The 15,797-nt window shown below is 71.0% G+C and carries 13 protein-coding genes and 1 pseudogene; 7 read left to right on the top strand and 7 right to left on the bottom strand.

The features are described 5' to 3' along the window. Window positions 1-25: 25 nt before the first annotated feature. Window positions 26-289: a hypothetical protein gene (locus tag ACU6WZ_RS24310; protein WP_447030326.1), complete on the bottom strand. Its 264-nt coding sequence runs from the start codon at window positions 287-289 to the stop codon at window positions 26-28. A 412-nt stretch (window positions 290-701) separates the two neighbouring features. After that, window positions 702-1,511 (bottom strand): SGNH/GDSL hydrolase family protein, encoded by an 810-nt coding sequence (locus tag ACU6WZ_RS24305; protein ID WP_447030325.1) that lies wholly within the window; start codon window positions 1,509-1,511, stop codon window positions 702-704. A gap of 185 nt (window positions 1,512-1,696) precedes the next feature. On the opposite strand from ACU6WZ_RS24305, the gene ACU6WZ_RS24300 reads away from it, so the two are divergent. Then, window positions 1,697-2,119 carry a hypothetical protein gene (locus tag ACU6WZ_RS24300; protein WP_447030324.1) on the top strand — a complete coding sequence of 141 codons (423 nt, stop codon included), beginning with the start codon at window positions 1,697-1,699 and terminating at the stop codon, window positions 2,117-2,119. A 222-nt stretch (window positions 2,120-2,341) separates the two neighbouring features. Then, window positions 2,342-3,436 carry a DUF5925 domain-containing protein gene (locus ACU6WZ_RS24295; RefSeq protein ID WP_447030323.1) on the top strand — a complete coding sequence of 365 codons (1,095 nt, stop codon included), beginning with the start codon at window positions 2,342-2,344 and terminating at the stop codon, window positions 3,434-3,436. Window positions 3,437-3,543: 107 nt separating this feature from the next. Here the strand turns inward: ACU6WZ_RS24295 and ACU6WZ_RS24290 are convergent, their stop codons facing one another. After that, window positions 3,544-3,918 (bottom strand): GntR family transcriptional regulator, encoded by a 375-nt coding sequence (locus ACU6WZ_RS24290; RefSeq protein ID WP_447030322.1) that lies wholly within the window; start codon window positions 3,916-3,918, stop codon window positions 3,544-3,546. A gap of 72 nt (window positions 3,919-3,990) precedes the next feature. Here ACU6WZ_RS24290 and ACU6WZ_RS24285 point away from each other — a divergent pair, with 72 nt between their 5' ends. Both ACU6WZ_RS24285 and ACU6WZ_RS24280 read left to right on the top strand, forming a co-directional pair. Beyond that, entirely contained in the window at window positions 3,991-4,911 is a 921-nt protein-coding gene (locus tag ACU6WZ_RS24285) for a GNAT family N-acetyltransferase (RefSeq protein WP_447030321.1), read from the top strand. Next, window positions 4,892-5,377, top strand: a complete 486-nt coding sequence (locus ACU6WZ_RS24280) for a ribonuclease FAU-1 family protein (protein ID WP_447030320.1) — start codon at window positions 4,892-4,894, stop codon at window positions 5,375-5,377. Before ACU6WZ_RS24285 ends, ACU6WZ_RS24280 begins: the two co-directional genes overlap by 20 nt. A 458-nt stretch (window positions 5,378-5,835) precedes the next feature. On the opposite strand, the gene ACU6WZ_RS24275 is transcribed toward ACU6WZ_RS24280, so the two are convergent. After that, window positions 5,836-7,263 (bottom strand): IS1182 family transposase, encoded by a 1,428-nt coding sequence (locus tag ACU6WZ_RS24275; RefSeq protein ID WP_447033827.1) that lies wholly within the window; start codon window positions 7,261-7,263, stop codon window positions 5,836-5,838. A 262-nt stretch (window positions 7,264-7,525) separates the two neighbouring features. On the opposite strand from ACU6WZ_RS24275, the gene ACU6WZ_RS24270 reads away from it, so the two are divergent. The 3 genes from ACU6WZ_RS24270 (at window position 7,526) to ACU6WZ_RS24260 (ending at window position 9,984) form a co-directional block, all read left to right on the top strand. Then, a complete protein-coding gene (locus tag ACU6WZ_RS24270) occupies window positions 7,526-8,518 on the top strand; it encodes a lytic polysaccharide monooxygenase auxiliary activity family 9 protein (RefSeq protein ID WP_447030319.1) in 993 nt (330 codons plus the stop codon). An 11-nt stretch (window positions 8,519-8,529) separates the two neighbouring features. Continuing rightward, complete coding sequence (locus ACU6WZ_RS24265) at window positions 8,530-9,693, top strand: IS701 family transposase (RefSeq protein WP_185302568.1); 1,164 nt, start codon at window positions 8,530-8,532, stop codon at window positions 9,691-9,693. Window positions 9,694-9,864: 171 nt separating this feature from the next. Continuing rightward, window positions 9,865-9,984: an LPXTG cell wall anchor domain-containing protein gene (locus ACU6WZ_RS24260; RefSeq protein ID WP_447034226.1), complete on the top strand. Its 120-nt coding sequence runs from the start codon at window positions 9,865-9,867 to the stop codon at window positions 9,982-9,984. Window positions 9,985-10,254: 270 nt separating this feature from the next. Here the strand turns inward: ACU6WZ_RS24260 and ACU6WZ_RS24255 are convergent. The 3 genes and pseudogenes from ACU6WZ_RS24255 to ACU6WZ_RS24245 all read right to left on the bottom strand — a co-directional run bounded on the left by ACU6WZ_RS24255 (window position 10,255) and on the right by ACU6WZ_RS24245 (window position 15,766). Next, window positions 10,255-11,141, bottom strand: a pseudogene (locus ACU6WZ_RS24255) (esterase/lipase family protein). A 171-nt stretch (window positions 11,142-11,312) separates the two neighbouring features. Then, window positions 11,313-12,275: a DNA polymerase Y family protein gene (locus ACU6WZ_RS24250; RefSeq protein ID WP_447030318.1), complete on the bottom strand. Its 963-nt coding sequence runs from the start codon at window positions 12,273-12,275 to the stop codon at window positions 11,313-11,315. Further along, window positions 12,272-15,766 (bottom strand): DNA polymerase III subunit alpha, encoded by a 3,495-nt coding sequence (locus tag ACU6WZ_RS24245; protein WP_447030317.1) that lies wholly within the window; start codon window positions 15,764-15,766, stop codon window positions 12,272-12,274. The genes ACU6WZ_RS24250 and ACU6WZ_RS24245 overlap by 4 nt, the downstream gene beginning before the upstream one ends. Window positions 15,767-15,797: the final 31 nt, after the last annotated feature.

Below are 15,797 nucleotides of genomic sequence, written 5' to 3'. Positions count from 1 at the left end.
GCGTGTTGGCTGAAGGCCGTCCCGTTCAGCGGCGGCTGCCGAAGAGCGAGCGACGCAGCCGTCGCAGCGGGGCGAGGAGCGAGACGCGCGCGCCCCTGCTCGCCCGCGAGTGCGCAAGATCACGTGAGGTGAGCTCACGCATCAGCAGCGTCGCCTCGGCCGCCTCGCGCTGCGGGACGGCTGGTCCGCCGAGCACCGCGAGATGGCGGTCGAGTCGCGAGCTGGTCGCACCGCTCCCGCATGTGATCGCAGGCACTCGCGGCCTGCTGCGCACCGTTATCTGTTCCATGTCACTCCCCACCCGTACGAGGGCACCCGGCCCGGGCAGGTTAACCCTATCGCTCCATCGGGACACTCGTGTATCCCGCCCATGTGATTCACCTTCCCGGTAAGGGGGTTGACGACTCCCCCCTGAATGCGTCTGATTACAGGGCGAGTTGGACAGCATACGGCGAGGTGACGCTCCGTCCGGTCGCACTTCCGGTCAGAAGGAGACCCGGTCGTGGCAAGTACGGACGCGACAGACGCCGCACGGCCATTCGGCGGACACCACCCCGCCGGCCCGCACCTTCCAGCGGCCCGCTGCCCGCGGCTCGCTGTCCAGCCGCCCGCGGGCCCGCTGTCCAGCCGCCCGCGAGGAGGAGACCCGTCGAGCCGGGGTCTCCTCCTCTTCGTACCGGCCTACTCGGCCGAGGCGCGGATCAGGCGGCAGAGGCGAAGGGAGGCAGGTAGCCGCCCGACTGTCCGGCCGCGGTCGGGTGGTACGACTCGCCGATGTTGGTCCACTTCACACTGTGCAGCCACGGCGCCGACGAGCAGATCTCGTGGCCGGTGAAGGCCGGGGTGACCTGCGCGAAGGTGTAGCCGTGGTCGGCCGCGCGCTTGGCTGTCGCGTCGTTGAGGTAGTCGGAGGCGTCATTGATGGCGGAACGTTCGCGCTCGCTCAGCCCGGCGATGCAGTTGCCGCTGAGCTTGTAGAAACGGGGATAGCCGAGCACGACCACGTGCGCGGCGGGGGCCTTGGCTCTGATGGCGCCGTACACCGAGTCGAGATTGCCGGGCAGGGTGGAGTCGACGTAGGAGCGCGCCTCCGCGATCCGGGCGAGACAGCTGGATTCGGACTGGAGCACGCACGTCGTCATGACGTCCGCGAAGCCCGCGTCGTTGCCGCCGACGGTGAGGGAGACGAGGTCGGTCGAGGCGTTGAGCGGGCCGAGCTGACCGGCATTCACGTCACTCGTACGAGCGCCCGAGCAAGCGGTGAACGCGAACGACGAGGGTGAGTTGGACGCCGCCCACAGGGCCGGATAGGCACGCGAGCTGCGCTTGCAGTCGCCGCTTCCACTGATGTAGCTGCCGGCCCCGACGCCCGAGGAATAGGAGTCGCCGAGGGCCACATAGTCCACAGCTTGGGCCTGTTGGGCCGCCTGAGCCGCGCCCGCTCCGGTGAGAGCGAGGGCTGCCGCAAGCAGGAGTGAGGATGATAATGCCGCGATTCGGGACAGTTTCATGGAACCTCCCTTAGCAGGATTTCCGCCTCAACTGTCGTACCAGTCCCTCTACTTCACCGGAAGTGTTCATGCCAAAAACTTTCGGTGGCGATCTTCCGTACGGCGTCCACGCGTCCTTGACGGGGTGGTGTGAGCTGCGCGACATTGAAGCCCGGCATCCGGCGCTTCGGGGGGCAAAGTCGCCAATGCAGACGATCAGCGATAAACCATCAGTAGCGGTCACAGAATCGCTGCCCGTTCTCGCGGGCGCCGCGCTCGCCGTGTCGGCCGTCGGCGCGGTGCTGGCGCTCGCAGACGTGGCGTCGCCGCTTCGCGCGCCGTTCACCCTCTTCTTCCTGCTCGTCGCACCGGCGTCCGCCGTGGCCACGGGGCTTCGCGGGCTGGAACCACTGGGTCGCACCGTGGCCGGGGCGGCGGGCGCAGTCGCTCTCAACCTGCTGGTGGCCCAGACCATGCTGGCCCTGCACATCTGGTCGGCGCGGGGCGCGGTCGCGGCGGTCGCCGGGATCAGCACGCTGCTGTTCCTGCTGGTCCTGATACGGCCCTTCGCCGGCCGCCCGGTAGGCAGGGCACGACGGCGCGACCGCCCCAGGGCGTCGGACTGGTAGCGGCCGGGCGAGGGGCGTGCCGTGCACCGTGTCGCCGTCAGCGGGGGCGCCGGCGTTCCCACTGCGGCCCGGTCCGGCGTCGGGATGCGTCGCGCACATCGTCAGTACGAGCGCGAGCGCGGGTAGGCGCGGGGCGGGCGGGGGTGTCATTCCTGCAGGCATCGGTGGTGACTTGGGCGAAACCTGGGTGCAAGGGGCGCTCTCGTGCCCGATCATGGCGTCATGTCCGCAACCCCTGAAGCCGCGCTGCCGATCCGGCTGAACGTCGACGACAGCGATTCGCCGTCGGACGTCGTCGACGCGCTGTTCCTCGGCCGTTTCGCGACGGGCGAGCAGCCGTACTCCCACAGCCGGTCGATCGAACGGGTCAAGCCAGGCGCCTCGCTCCTCCCCGCGTCCGCGAAGGTGCTGCGGGCCGCCCGAGACGACGACCGCAGCGCGACGCTCGCCGAGGGCGAGGGCTGGACGATGCTGGTCTCGCGCTGGAGCCGCGGCGCGGACGTCACCGTCACCGCCGTCACGTCCGACCTCGCGGAGCTGGTCCTGAAACAGGCGACGGAGGACGCGCAGGACGAACCCGAGCCGCAGCCCGAGAACGTCACGATGGGCTTCTGGTACGTCTCGCCGCGCCGCGGCCCGCACCGCACCACCCGGCAGATCGCCGCGGGTACGTGGGAGGAAGTGCGGCCCAACTGCACGGAGCCGGTGGCCGACGCCCTGGACCGGCTGATGAAGGTGACGCCGGACGACATCGCGGGCCGGCTGCTCCTGCTGCACGGGCCGCCTGGCACGGGCAAGACGTCGGCGCTGCGGACGCTGGCCCGCTCGTGGCGGGACTGGTGCCAGGTCGACTGCGTACTGGACCCGGAGCGGCTGTTCAACGACGTCGGCTATCTGATGGACATCGCGATCGGCGAGGACGACGGCTCGGCGAAGGGCCGCTGGCGGCTGCTGCTCCTGGAGGACTGCGACGAGCTGATCCGGGGCGAGGCGAAGCACACGGCGGGCCAGGCTCTGTCCCGGCTGCTCAACCTCACGGACGGCCTGCTCGGACAGGGCCGCAACGTGCTGGTCGGCGTGACCACCAACGAGGACCTGGAGCGCCTGCACCCGGCGGTGGTGCGGCCGGGGCGCTGCATGGCGCGTATCGAGGTGGGTTCGCTGACGCGTGCGGAGGCGGTGAACTGGCTGGGCACGGAGGGGGGCGTGGGCCGGGAGGGCGCGACGCTGGCGGAGCTGTACGCGCTGCGCCGGGGCACAGCGCCCCCCTCGGTCCCGGCGCAGCCGGACGGCTCGGACGCGGGCCTCTACTTGTAACGGCCTGATCCGCCCCCTATCGCGCACCAGGCCGTAAGGGCTGTCCCGTAATCCCTGGTGGATCAGCGCGCGGCGTCAGATGCGGTGCATCGCAAGGCGGAGGGGCGCTATCGCCCGTACGCCGCCCGAATCGCGCCCTCGACCGCCGCCAACGCCTCCGCGCGCGAGAGGCCGAGCCGCTGCGCCCGTTCCGCGTACCCCGCCGCGGCGGCCGCCGCCTGCCGCTCCGCCGCATCCCCCGCCGCCGCGACGAACGTGCCGTTGCGCCCCCGCGTCTCGATCACGCCGTCGCTCTCCAGCGCGCGGTACGCCTTGGCGACGGTGTTCGCGGCGAGCCCCAGTTCCTGCGCGAGACCGCGCACGGTCGGCAGCTTGTAGCCCACCGGCAGCGCCCCGGAGCGGGCCTGTTCGGAGATCTGGTCGCGCAGTTGCTCGTACGGCGCGATCCCGGCATCCACGTCAATGGCGATCTTCAAGGTCACGCGCCGATTGTCCCTCACCGACGGAAGAAATTGGGAGGCACCGCAGGCGCCCCGCACGTAACGTCCCGCCGTATGACGCCGATCGTTCGTGACTTCGCGCCCGCCGACACCGACGCCTGGGTCCGGGTGCGCCGCGCCTCGGTCCCCTTCATGGTGACGACCCCGGAATCCGTGACCTTCACGCTCACGACGTCGCACCCCGCCAAGAAGCTGCGCATGCTGGTGGCCGAGGAGGGCGGCGAGGTGGTCGGGACCGCCTTCGCGGGTGTCGCCTACGACTCCGCCGACCCCGGCCAGTCGTACGTCACGCCGCACGTTCACCCCGACCACCGTGGCCGCGGCGCCGGTTCGCTGCTGCTGCGTGCCGCTGAGGAGCACCTGGGGGCGGTCGGCGCCACGACCGTGTACGCGTGGGTGCAGGACGCGCCGGAGTTCTGCGCGTTCGCCGAGAAGCACGGTTACGCACCCACCCGCTCCCTGCACTTCCAGCGCCTCGACCTGGCGAACGGCGCCCTGCCGCCGCGCGGCCCGCTGCCCGCCGGGGTCGAACTGCTTACCGCGGCCGACTTCCGCGGCGACCCGCGGCCCCTGTTCGAGGCCGACGCCGAGGCCACCGCCGATGAACCGAGCGACATCGCCACGGACCTCACCGACTACGAGGACTGGCTCAGCCATACGTGGAACAACCCGCTCCTCGACCACGAGCTGTCCACCGTCGTCGTGGCCGACGGCAAGGTCGCGGCGTTCACCGCCGCGCAGACCGACGGCCTGACCCGCTACTGGTCCGCCATGACCGGCACCGTGCGCGCCCACCGGGGCCGCGGGTTCGCGAAGCTCGCCAAGACCGACTCCCTGCACCGGGCCCGCGCCGCCGGCTGCACGGACGCGTACACGGGCAACGACGCTGACAACGCTCCGATGCTCGCCGTCAACAAGTGGTTCGGATACCGGATCTGCGCCTCGGAGGTACGCCATGTCCGTACGCTCGGTTGAGATCGCCCTCGTCAAGGCCGGTCGTACGAAGATCACCTATCCGGCGTCCGTGGTCTCCGACGACGGCACGCACCTGGTGGTGCGCGCGCCGTGGGCGGCGCCGGGAGTACGCGACTTCGGCTTTGTGCGGTTCGAGCCCGGCGACGTGTTCACGGAGCACTACTGGCGGGACCGGTGGTACGCCGTGAAGGAGGTCAGGACGGGCGACGGCACGCTGAAGGGCTGGTACTGCGACGTGGCTCGGCCCGCGGTGGTACGCGACGGCCGGGTGGAGGTCGAGGATCTGGACCTCGACCTGTGGAGGTCGGCGGACGGCTCCACCGTCCTGCGCCTGGACGAGGACGAGTTCGAGGCGAGCGGCCTGGCCGACAGCGCCCCGGAGGCGGCAGCCGAAGCGCGCCGCGCTCTCGACAGCCTCGAACGCCTGGCACGGGCCGACGGTTTCACCGCTCTCCTCAGCGCCTGACCCGCGCCACCGTCCCACCGCCCCACCCGTCCGGACCTGCCCATCCCCCGAGGCCTGGCCCGCTGGGTGGGGCGTACTGAGCCATCAGGGGACGACTCCGAACGCCTTCGCGTGGCGTGGGGCGGACAGGAGGGCATGGTCGTAAGTCCGGATCCCTGTCACGCGGCAGCGCCCGCCGCCACCCACCGCACTTCCGGTGGATCGGCTGAGGCCCCGCGAGGGTCGTTCTTAACGATCGCTGAGTGGCTCCTTAAACGCACCATAAGGATCGCCATACCCCGCTCTCAGCAGGGGTTTTCGTCATTTCCTGGGGCTAGGAGCGTGGGTCAGTAACGAGCAGGCGGCCGGGTGGTCGGGTCGGCGGGATCGGTCACAGTCGCCCGGTCGGTGTCGGCTGGCCCGAGGCTGGGGTCTCCTGGGCCTCGGGATGGTCCAGAGGAGGGCCTGGGCCGGGCCGGTCACCCGGTCGCCGCGGCGAGTCCGGTGGCCGTGGTGTGCCGGAAGATCTTGCGGAGGTTGTGGCAGGCTGCGAGCAGTCGCCACTCTCCGCGGGCGCCGTCTTCGCCGCGGAGCATGAGCTGGCGGCCGTTCTGGCAGGTCATGATCTGGCCGAAGACGGGTTCGACGATGGCTTTTCGGCGGCGGTAGGCGGCTTTGCCGGGTTTGGTCCGCAGTTTGCGGGCCATGCGTTCCTTCAGCGTGGCGTTCGCCGGGATGCGTCCGCGTGGTGCGGGCGGGACCTGTTCGTCGTGGGCGAGGCGGCCGGTGGCCATGAACGTGTCGGTGCCGCAGGTGAGTTGGCGGTCTTTCGCGGCCTGGAGGTTGGTCTCGGAGCAGTATCCCGCGTCGACCAGTGCCTGCTTGGGGTGGATGCCGGTGTTCTGGGCGGACTGGTTGAGCATCGTGGTGTAGTTCAGCGTGTCCGCGGCGTTGGTCGTCACGTCGGCGGCGGTGATGACCTGGTGTTCGGCGTCGACGACGGCCTGGGCGTTGTAGGCCTGGATGTAGGCGCCGTCGCTGTTCTTCATGATCCGTGAGTCGGGGTCGGTGAAGTTGGCCTGCGCCTTCGGCTTGGGACGGGCTTTCGCGGCGGCCTGCTGCCCGGCGTCGGTGACGGCCTGTTCGTCGTCGGTGCCGGCGCGATCCTGCCTGCGGCGTTCCTTGTCCTCGGCGTGGCGGCGGGCCTTCTCAGCAGCCTCGGCTTCGATCTGGGCGCGGGCGGCCTGGAGCCGGGCGAGTCGCTTCTCGCGGCGGTCCAGCTCGGCGGGCAGGTCCACGTCCTTGCCGTCGGCGCCGAAGATCCGGTCCTCGGCGGTGTCGGTGGACTCGGCGTCGGCCAGCAACGCGGCGGCCTTGGACTCCAGTTCGGCGATCTCGGCTTCGATCCGCTCCTCCTTGTCGATCAGTCGGGAGTAGCTCATCGCCTTGTGTCTGGAGGCGCTGGCCTCCAGCTTCGTGCCGTCCAGCGCGACCCGGCCCATCCTGACCATGCCCAGCTTCTGCGCCAGGTGCAGTGACTGCGTGAACAGGTCCGCGAGCGCGTCCAGGTGGCGGCGGCGGAACCGTGAGATCGACCGGAAGTCCGGCGCCTGGTCGGCGGCCAGGAACCGGAACGCGATGTCATCCACGCACTTGCGCTCGATCGCCCGCGAGGACCGGATGCCGGTGGTGTAGCCGTAGATGAGCAGGCGCACCATCAGGCGCGGATCGTAGGGCGGGAAGCCGCGCTTCTCGGTGTAGCCGGCCAGGACCGGCCCCAGATCCAGCACGTCGTCGACCAGGTCGGCGACGAACCGGGCCAGGTGCCCCTCGGGCAGCCAGTGGTCCAGCGACGGTGGCAGCAGCAGGACCTGGTGCGGGTCGAACGCCCGGAACCGCTTGTCCACCGCCGCTGGATGACCCTGCGGCTGCTTCTTCTCGACCGGCTCGACCTCAAACAGTCCATCCCCACCACGCATACGGACATCATTCCTTACGAATGATCACGAACCGAAGGCGGGTTGCCGGTTACTGACCCACGCTCCTAGCGTGCTGGTCGTCGGGGCGGTTCGGGCCCGTCGGCGCCGCTTGTTTCTTCGGGGGGCTGCGCCGCCGGACCGATCCGCGCCCCGTACCCCCGCATGTCCCCACCGCTAGGAGAACGTCCCGATGACCGCTCGTCGCAACGCAGCGCGTACGGCCGCTTCGATCGCCGCCCTCAGCATCGCGCCGCTCACGCTGACCGCCCTGTCCGCCGCTCCGGCTGCCGCCCACGGTTCGATGACGGACCCGGTTTCCCGGGTGTCGGCCTGTTACGCGGAGGGGCCGGAGAGCCCCGGCTCCGCGGCGTGCAAGGCGGCGGTGGCGGCCAGTGGTGTGCAGGCGTTCTACGACTGGAACGCGGTCAACATCGCCAATGCCGCCGGGAACCACAAGCAGCTGATCCCGGACGGCGAGCTGTGCAGCGCCGGCAACGACAAGTACAAGGGGCTGGATCTGCCGCGCGCCGACTGGCCGTCGAGCAAGCTCGCCGCGGGCAAGCACACCTTCCGCTACAAGGGCACCGCCCCACACAAGGGCTCGTTCGAGCTGTACATCACCAGGGACGGGTACGACCCGGCGAAGCCGCTGAAGTGGTCCGACCTGGAGGAGAAGCCGTTCGCCGACGTGACGGACCCGAAGATGGAGAACGGCGACTACGTCTTCGACGGCACGATCCCCACCAAGTCGGGCCGCCACCTCGTCTACAGCGTCTGGCAGCGTTCGGACAGCCCGGAGGCGTTCTACACCTGTTCCGACGTGGTCTTCGGCAAGGACACCGGTGGCGTTGGCACGGGCGACTCGGGCGCTGCCCCGGCCCCGGCAGCGTCGGCGCCGACCGAGCAGGAGCTCGCGGACGGCACCGACAAGTCCACGGTGGAGCACAACGGGCACGGGGACGGCGACCACAACACCCGCGCCGAGGCGACGGCCCCGGCGGGCAAGCCCATTGGGCAGGGCACAGAGCAGGGCACCGAGCAGCCCGCCGACAAGCCGAGCGCCGCCGAAGAGCCCGCCCCCGCGAACGCCCCGGAGGCCAACAACGCCGCTAATACTGCAACCGCATGTGGCGTGACAGGGCGCCGTCTTGGTCGTTGGACTGACTGTGTGATGAATCGCTGACGGTCGCGCAGATCGAGAACTGGTCCGAGGGGATAGCCGATCTTCATGCTCGCTTTGCGGGCCGTTTCGGCAGGTCGGAGCCGCGTGAGCGGGCGCTGGACTACCTGAGTACGTTGCTCGCACCGCTGGAGAAGAAAAACGGGTGGACGCTGGCCGAGCAGGCTGGCCAGCGTCGCCCCGACGGTTTCCAGCGGCTGCTGAACTTCGCCGACTGGGACGAGAATGCCGTCCGTGACGACGTGCGTGACTTCGTCGTCGAGACGATCGGCGCCAAGGACGCGGTGCTGATCGGGGACGACACCGGCTTCCTGAAGAAGGGCGTCAAGTCGGCCGGTGTCCAGCGGCAGTACTCCGGAACGGCCGGCCGCACGGAAAATTGTCAGATCGGCACGTTCCTGGCCTACGCCTCCGTGAAAGGCCGGGCGCTGATCGACCGGGAACTGTATGTCCCCGCCTCCTGGACCGATGACCGCGAGCGGTGCAGGCAGGCCGGGATCGGTGACGAGGTGCCCTTCGCCACGAAGATCGAGCATTTCAAGTGGATGCTGCAACGCGTGATCGACGCCCGTGTCCCCTTCGCCTGGGTCACTGCGGATGAGGCATACGGCCAGGTCAAACACATGCGGGCCTGGCTGGAGGAACGGCACGTCGCCTATGTACTGGCCACCAAGGTCAACGACATCGTGACCACCACCGATGGTGCGGTCGCCGAGGTGCGCGACCTGATCACCGCAGTGCCCCGGCAGAGATGGAAGCGGATCTCCGCCGGAGCGGGCGCGCACGGTCAGCGGTTCTACGACTGGGCCCGGATCGCTGTCCGCCCGCAGTGGCAGGACGGCTTCGGGCACTGGGTCCTGGCCCGCCGCAGCATCAGCGACCCCGCCGAGATCGCCTACTACGTCTGCTACGGCCCCGCCACCTCCCGGCTGAAAGACCTGGTCAGAACCGCTGGCGCACGGTGGCAGGTGGAGGAATGCTTCCAGATCGCCAAGGGCGAATGCGGCCTGGACCACTACCAAGTTCGTCTCTACCGGGCCTGGTACCGGCACATCACCCTCGCGATGGCCGCCCTCGCCTACCTGACCGCCACCCGTGCCGCAGAAGCCACAAAAGGGGCAGCCGAGACGACGAGCAAGACCTCATACCCCTCAGCGTCCCGGAGATCCGCCGGATGATCGGGCACGTCGTCATCACGCCCCGCTGCCACGACAACGAGCACCGTCTCCGCTGGTCACACTTCCGACGCCGCAGCCAGGCCCGAGCCCGCCGCTGTCACTACCAACGCCGAGGCCAAAACCCACACATGCGGTTGCAGTACTAAGCCGGTCGCCGCCACCGACGAGAACCTGGCCGAGACGGGCGGCGCCAGCACCACGCGGTACCTCGCGATCGGTGGTGCGGCCGCGCTCGCTGTGGGCGCGGCGGCGATGTTCGGCTCGGTCCGCCGCAGGGCCGCCCGCCGCTAGGGAGTGTTTTAGAAGTAGCGTCGTCCGCCCGGAGGGCGGGTCTCGCGTGGTCTGGGGCGTGCGATCGCAAGGCGCCGGGATGGTCTCGTAGCCGAGCTACTAGGGCGTTTCGGCAACGCGGCGAGGATGGGGTCTCCCCTGGTCGAGCGGAGCCGAGACCTTGGGGAAGTGCCGGACCACGCGAGACAGACGGGACTTCTAAAACACGACCTAGGACGGGAGCACGCTCTGAGTCGGCCGGGCTTGAAACTCAAGCCTGGCCGGCGATGTTCAGCCGATCGCCGACGCGCAGGTCGTCGGGGTGGCGTGGGCCGGGTCGAGGGAGTTGGCGACCTCGTGGAAGGCGATCCGGTCGATCACGCCGATCGCCACATGCTCGGAGAGGTCGAGCGGGCACAGATCCTGAAGCGTGACGTTCCGTACGCCGGGACCGTCCAGGAACTGTGTGCGGTACGGCGTACCACCTCGTCGTACTTCGTGGCGATGACGGTGTAGCGCACCCCGGGCACGGTGTCGCCGCCCTCATTGAGCCTGGCGAGGAAGGCTGAGCCGGCGATCTGGTCGGCCAGGGCCGGCGTCTTGGTGGTCAGCAGGTGCCCCACACCGGGGAAGTGGGGCAGCAGCCGGGTGAGTCCCAGGAGCGTGGTGCCGTGGTTGTCGGGCGCGATACCGATCAGGGCGTTCACCTCGTCGGCTCCGCCGAGGAACTTGAGGTAGTGGCGCGGCATCATGCCGCCCTGCGAATGGCCCACCAGGTCGGCCTCGGGCGCACCGGTCGCGGCGAGCACCCGGTCGACGTAGGTGTCGAGTTGCTGCGCGGACTTGTCGATCGGACCGAGACCGTGGAAGAACGGCACGTCGGGGAGTTGTCCGTAGTCGAGGGAGAAGACGCAGTATCCGCGCTTGACCAGGTAGGGGGCGAGGCCGAGCCAGTTGTCGACGGAGTTCCCGAAGGTGCCGTGGACGAGGACGACGGGGCGGGGATGGGAGGCGGACGGCTTGCATGAGTAGTTGTTCCAGCCGCTGGTGGGGGCAGCGGCGGTGGCGCTCGCAGTGGCGGCGGGGGCGAGGACGGCCGCGACCGCCAGGAGCAGGGCGGCGGCGGGTCTGAGCGCGCGATTCCAGCGCGGGCTCCAGAGCGATTTCCAGGGCAGCATCGAGTGATCTCCTTGCGGCTCAAGGGGAGTTGCGATGAGAGTGCGCCCTGTGATCCGGATCACAAAGATGACGTGCTCACGCTAAATTACGCGCGAGTAGCCGAAGAGTGAAGTGACGCGTCAACAAAATTTGACAAGCAGTCAACAACCGCCCCGAGCGCCGCCCCGGGCTCAAGCAGCCAGTGACCCCGGCACGATCGCCCGAGGGCCGAACTTCGCCCGGGCCCGGTCCGCCACCGCCTCGATCCTGCGGGCCTTGTCGTCCGCCGGGTCGAACATCAACTGGCGCGCGGCCCGCTGCGCCGGAGTCAGCCCCTCCGCCCGCAGCGCGATGCCGCGCACCCTGGCCCGCTGCAGGCCGAGCGCGTCGTAGGTCCCGTACGCCGTGGCGGTCAGCGCCGCCGAGTGGGCCGTCGGCTCCCCCACCGTCCTGGTCCGGGTGGTGGTGGACCGGTCGGCGTAGCGCACGGTGAGGGCCAGCGAGCGGCACACCTGTTCCTCGCCGCGCAGCCTGACCCCCACTTCCTGCGCGAGACAGAGCAGGGCGCGCCGGTGGCGGACCGGGTCCAGTTCGTCGCGGTCGAAGCGGCGTTCGGCGGCGAGCGAGCGGGAGGCCTCGTTCGGGACGACGGGCGTACGGTCGATGCCGCGCGCCCGCTCCTGGAGCTCGCGCCCCACCCGCACGCCGACGATGCGCTGGAGGGTGGCGAGCGGCGCGGCGGCGACCCGGCCGACGCTGTCGAGTCCGTACGAGCACAGGGCGCGGGCCGTCGCGGGCCCGACGCCGTGCAGCGAGGCGACCGGTTTGCCGCCGAGGTACGCGGCGACGGCCTCCGGGTCGCCGGGGACGGCCAGCGTCCTGCCCGGCGGCGCGTCCCGCGCTGCCGTCCTGGCCAGCAGGGGACTGGCGCCCACGCCGATCGTGCAGTCGGCGCCGCAGTGGGCGAGGGCGCGCACCCGCAGCAGGGCGGCGAGTCCGGCCGCGTCCCGCCCGAAGTACCGCTCGGCGCCCCGGACATCGACGAGTGCGGCGTCGGGCGGGAGCGCCTGGACGGTGGGGGTGATGTCCTCGATCAGCCCGATGAGGGCGGGCAGCGCGGCCTCGGGCGCGTGGAAGCGTACGTAGAGGATCATCCCGCGCTCCCCGGGCTGGAGTGCCACAGCTTGCGTCCGGTCGGGACCCCTTCGCCCGCGGGTTTGAGGTCGGCCCAGGGGTTCATCTCGTAGCCGGTGGGCAGATGGATGCGCCGGCCCCCGTCGCCTTGCGCCGGAGCCGCGTCCGCAGCGCCGGGAGCCGGCTCCGCCAGCCGCGCCGCGACCGCGTCGAGGCCGCCGGCGCGCCGCAACTCCACCAGCTCGGCCAGATTCCAGGCCGCCGCCCCGACCACGCTGAGGCTGCGCGGCCCGCGCCGCTGCACCACCCCGCGCACCAGCAGCAGCCAGGAGTGGAAGACGGTGTGCGCGCACGCCGCGTGGCTGTCGTCGAAGAAGGCGAGGTCGACCAGGCCCGTACCGTCGTCCAGGGTTGTGAAGATCACCCGCCGTCCCGAGCGGACGGGCGGCGTCTGGGTGGCGGCCTTGGCGCCCGCGACCAGGACGGTCTGTCCGTGCTCGGCCACCCGCAGCCGCTTCGCGGAGAGCGCGCCCAGCTCCTTGAGAAAGGCGTAGTGGTCGGCCATCAGATGGCGGGAGGTGTCCATGCCGAGGATGCCCAGCTCGGCGCTGAGCCGCTCCGCCTCGCTCAGGTCGGGCAGGCCGGCCGGTGCGGCCTGCTGCCCGGCGCCGAGGGAGAGCTGCCTGCCGGACGCCGAGCGGCCGCGCGCTCCGCCGTGCAGCGCGTGCAGTTCGGACAGGTGGAGCAGCAGGTCGCGGCGGTTGGCGCCGAACGCGTCCAGCGCGCCCACCTGCGCCAGCCGTTCCGCGACGGGCCGCCCGGGGCGGGCCCGCTGCCACAGGTCGAGCAGGGAGGAGTAGGGCTGTCCCGCGACGATCCGCCCGCTCTCGGCCTCGCTGATGCCGTGGACGTCACCGAGCCCGAGACGCAGCCCCCACACCCCATTATCAGACACCAGTTCGATCCGATGGGCGGCCGCCGACCGGTTCACATCCAGCGGCAGCACCGGCACCCCGCGCCGCCGCGCGTCCGCGAGCAGCAGCCGCTTCGGGTACATCCCCGGGTCGTGCGTGAGCAGCCCGGCGTAGAAGGCCGCGGGGTGGTGCGTCTTGAGCCACGCGGACTGGTACGTCGGCACGGCGAAGGCGACCGCGTGCGCCTTGCAGAAGCCGTAGCTGCCGAACGCCTCGACGATCTCCCAGGTACGGGCGGTCACTTCGGGCGAGTACCCGCGCCGCTTCGTCCGCTCCGCGAACCAGGCGCGGATCTGCCCCTGCTTGTCGGGGACGGACAGCCCACGCCGCATCTGGTCCGCCTCGCCCCGGTCGCAGCCGGTCATGATCCGCAGGATCTCGATGATCTGCTCGTGGAAGACGACCACGCCGTAGGTCTCCCGCAGCGCCTCCTCCAGGTCCGGATGCGGATACCGGGCGGGCGCGCGGCCGTGTCTGGCCTCGATGAAGGGCCGCACCATGTCGGCGGCGACCGGGCCCGGCCGGAAGAGCGAGATGTCGACGACCAGGTCACCGAAGGTCGCGGGCTGGAGCCTGCCGACCAGATCGCGCTGGCCGGGCGACTCGATCTGGAAGCAGCCGAGCGTCTCGGCCGAACGGATCATCTCGTACGTCGCCGGGTCGCCGGCCGGGACCTGCGCCGGGTCGTCGAGGTCGAGCGTCACGTCCGCCGCCCGCTTCAGCTCGGCCACCGCGTGCGCCATCGCCGACTGCATCCGTACGCCGAGCACGTCGAGTTTGAGCAGCCCGAGATCCTCCACGTCCTCCTTGTCGAACTGCGACATGGGGAGGGGGGCACCTCCCATGCCCTTAAGGCTATGGGGGACCTCGCCGCTCCTGGGCATGACGGGCGTGCGGTGCAGCAGCGTGGCGTCGGAGAGCAGCACCCCGCACGGGTGCATGGCGATCCCGCGCGGCAGCGCGTCGAGCGCTTCGACCAGGTCCCACATCCGGCCGTGCCGGCCCTGCTCGGCGGCGATCTCGCGCAGTTCGGGCAGTTCCTCCATCGCGGCGCGGGCGTCGCGGGCCCGGATGTGCGGGAACGCCTTGGCGATACGGTCCACCTCGGCCGGATCCATGGACAGTGCGGCGCCCACGTCCCGTACGGCATGGCGCACCCGGTAGGTCTCGGGCATGGCGACGGTCGCGACCCGCTCGACGCCGAAGCGTCCGATGATCGCGCGGTAGACCTCCAGACGGCGGGCGGACTCCACATCGATGTCGATGTCGGGCAGCGCGGCGCGGCGCTTGGACAGGAAGCGCTCCATCAGCAGGTGGTGTTCGACGGGGTCGGCGTGCGCGATGCCGATGAGGTGGTTGACCAGGGAGCCTGCGCCGGAGCCGCGCGCGGCGACCCGGATGCCCATGGTCTTCACGTCGTCGACGACCCCGGCCACGGTCAGGAAGTAGGAGGCGAAGCCGTGGTGGCCGATGATGTCCAGCTCGTGGTGCACCCGCTGCCAGTACTCCCGGGCACGCGGCCCGCGGTCGTAGCCGCGCAGCACCATGCCGGCGGCTGCCCGTGACGCCAGCGTGCGCTGCGCGGTGCGCAGGCCGGCGCCGACGAGGTGCGGCTCGGGGAAGTGGACAGTGCCGAGCCCGAGATCGTCCTCGGGGTCGACGCGGCAGGCGGCCGCGGTCTCCTCGGTCAGGGTCAGCAGCCGGTGGGCGGCGCTCTGCCGGAACCCGGCGGCCTCGGCGACCAGTTCGGCGTTGCGCGCCATCTCCTCGGCGCTCTTGAGCGAGCGCTCGCCGCTGTCGAGGTGCCCCCGTGGGTCGACGGGTACGAGCCTGCGGGCCGCGTCGAGCACGTCGGCGACGGGGCCGAGGCCCGGCCGGGCGTAGCGGACGGCGTTGGTGAGGACGGGCGCCACGCCCTGCTCAGCGGCGAGGCCCAGCGTGCGGGCGGCCAGTCGCAGCGAGCCCGGGCCCGTGCCCGTACGGCCGTGGTGGACGATCTCGAGGCGCAGGGCGGCGCCGTAGATCTCCCGCCAGGGCGCGAGCAGCCTGGCCGCCCGGTCCGGGCGGCCTGCGGCCAGCGCCCGGCCGACGTCGGAGCCGGGGCCGAGCAGCACGGTGAGTCCGTCGCCGTGGTTGTGGTCCCAGTCCAGTACGGGGTTGCGGTCGCCGGCGGCGTGGGCGGCGGTGATCAGCCGGCAGAGGTCCGCCCAGCCCGCGCCGTCCCTGGCGAGGAAGGTGGCGCGGGGCGCGGACTCGTCGATGAAGGCGCCGCCGCGCACCGGCGTGCGCTGGCGCTGCGTGCCCGCCTCCTCACGGGTGCGCTCCCCCAGCGCCAGCTCCGCCCCGAAGAGCGGCCGGAGGCCCACCTCGGCGCAGGCCTTGGCGAAGCGGACCGTGCCCGCGACGGTGTCCCGGTCGGTGAGGGCGAGGGCGTCCATGCCGTGCGCGGCGGCGCGCTCGGCCAGCTGCTTGGGATGGGAGGCGCCGTAGCGCAGGGAGAACCCGGAAACGGTGTGCAGATGCGTGAACACGGGCATCGCACCTCCTGAATCCGTCCCTGTCCCACCT

The sequence above is a fragment of the Streptomyces hypolithicus genome (assembly GCF_052934925.1).
Note: the sequence above shows the minus strand (reverse complement) of the source record. Positions and strands in the feature narration are given on the sequence as shown.

Coding starts and splice junctions, on each gene's coding strand:
- ACU6WZ_RS24305 (WP_447030325.1), bottom strand. CDS start 1,511: ATGAAACTGTCCCGAATCGCGGCATTATCATCCTCACTCCTGCTTGCG.
- ACU6WZ_RS24295 (WP_447030323.1), top strand. CDS start 2,342: ATGTCCGCAACCCCTGAAGCCGCGCTGCCGATCCGGCTGAACGTCGAC.
- ACU6WZ_RS24310 (WP_447030326.1), bottom strand. CDS start 289: ATGGAACAGATAACGGTGCGCAGCAGGCCGCGAGTGCCTGCGATCACA.
- ACU6WZ_RS24285 (WP_447030321.1), top strand. CDS start 3,991: ATGACGCCGATCGTTCGTGACTTCGCGCCCGCCGACACCGACGCCTGG.
- ACU6WZ_RS24270 (WP_447030319.1), top strand. CDS start 7,526: ATGACCGCTCGTCGCAACGCAGCGCGTACGGCCGCTTCGATCGCCGCC.
- ACU6WZ_RS24250 (WP_447030318.1), bottom strand. CDS start 12,275: ATGATCCTCTACGTACGCTTCCACGCGCCCGAGGCCGCGCTGCCCGCC.
- ACU6WZ_RS24300 (WP_447030324.1), top strand. CDS start 1,697: ATGCAGACGATCAGCGATAAACCATCAGTAGCGGTCACAGAATCGCTG.
- ACU6WZ_RS24280 (WP_447030320.1), top strand. CDS start 4,892: ATGTCCGTACGCTCGGTTGAGATCGCCCTCGTCAAGGCCGGTCGTACG.
- ACU6WZ_RS24245 (WP_447030317.1), bottom strand. CDS start 15,766: ATGCCCGTGTTCACGCATCTGCACACCGTTTCCGGGTTCTCCCTGCGC.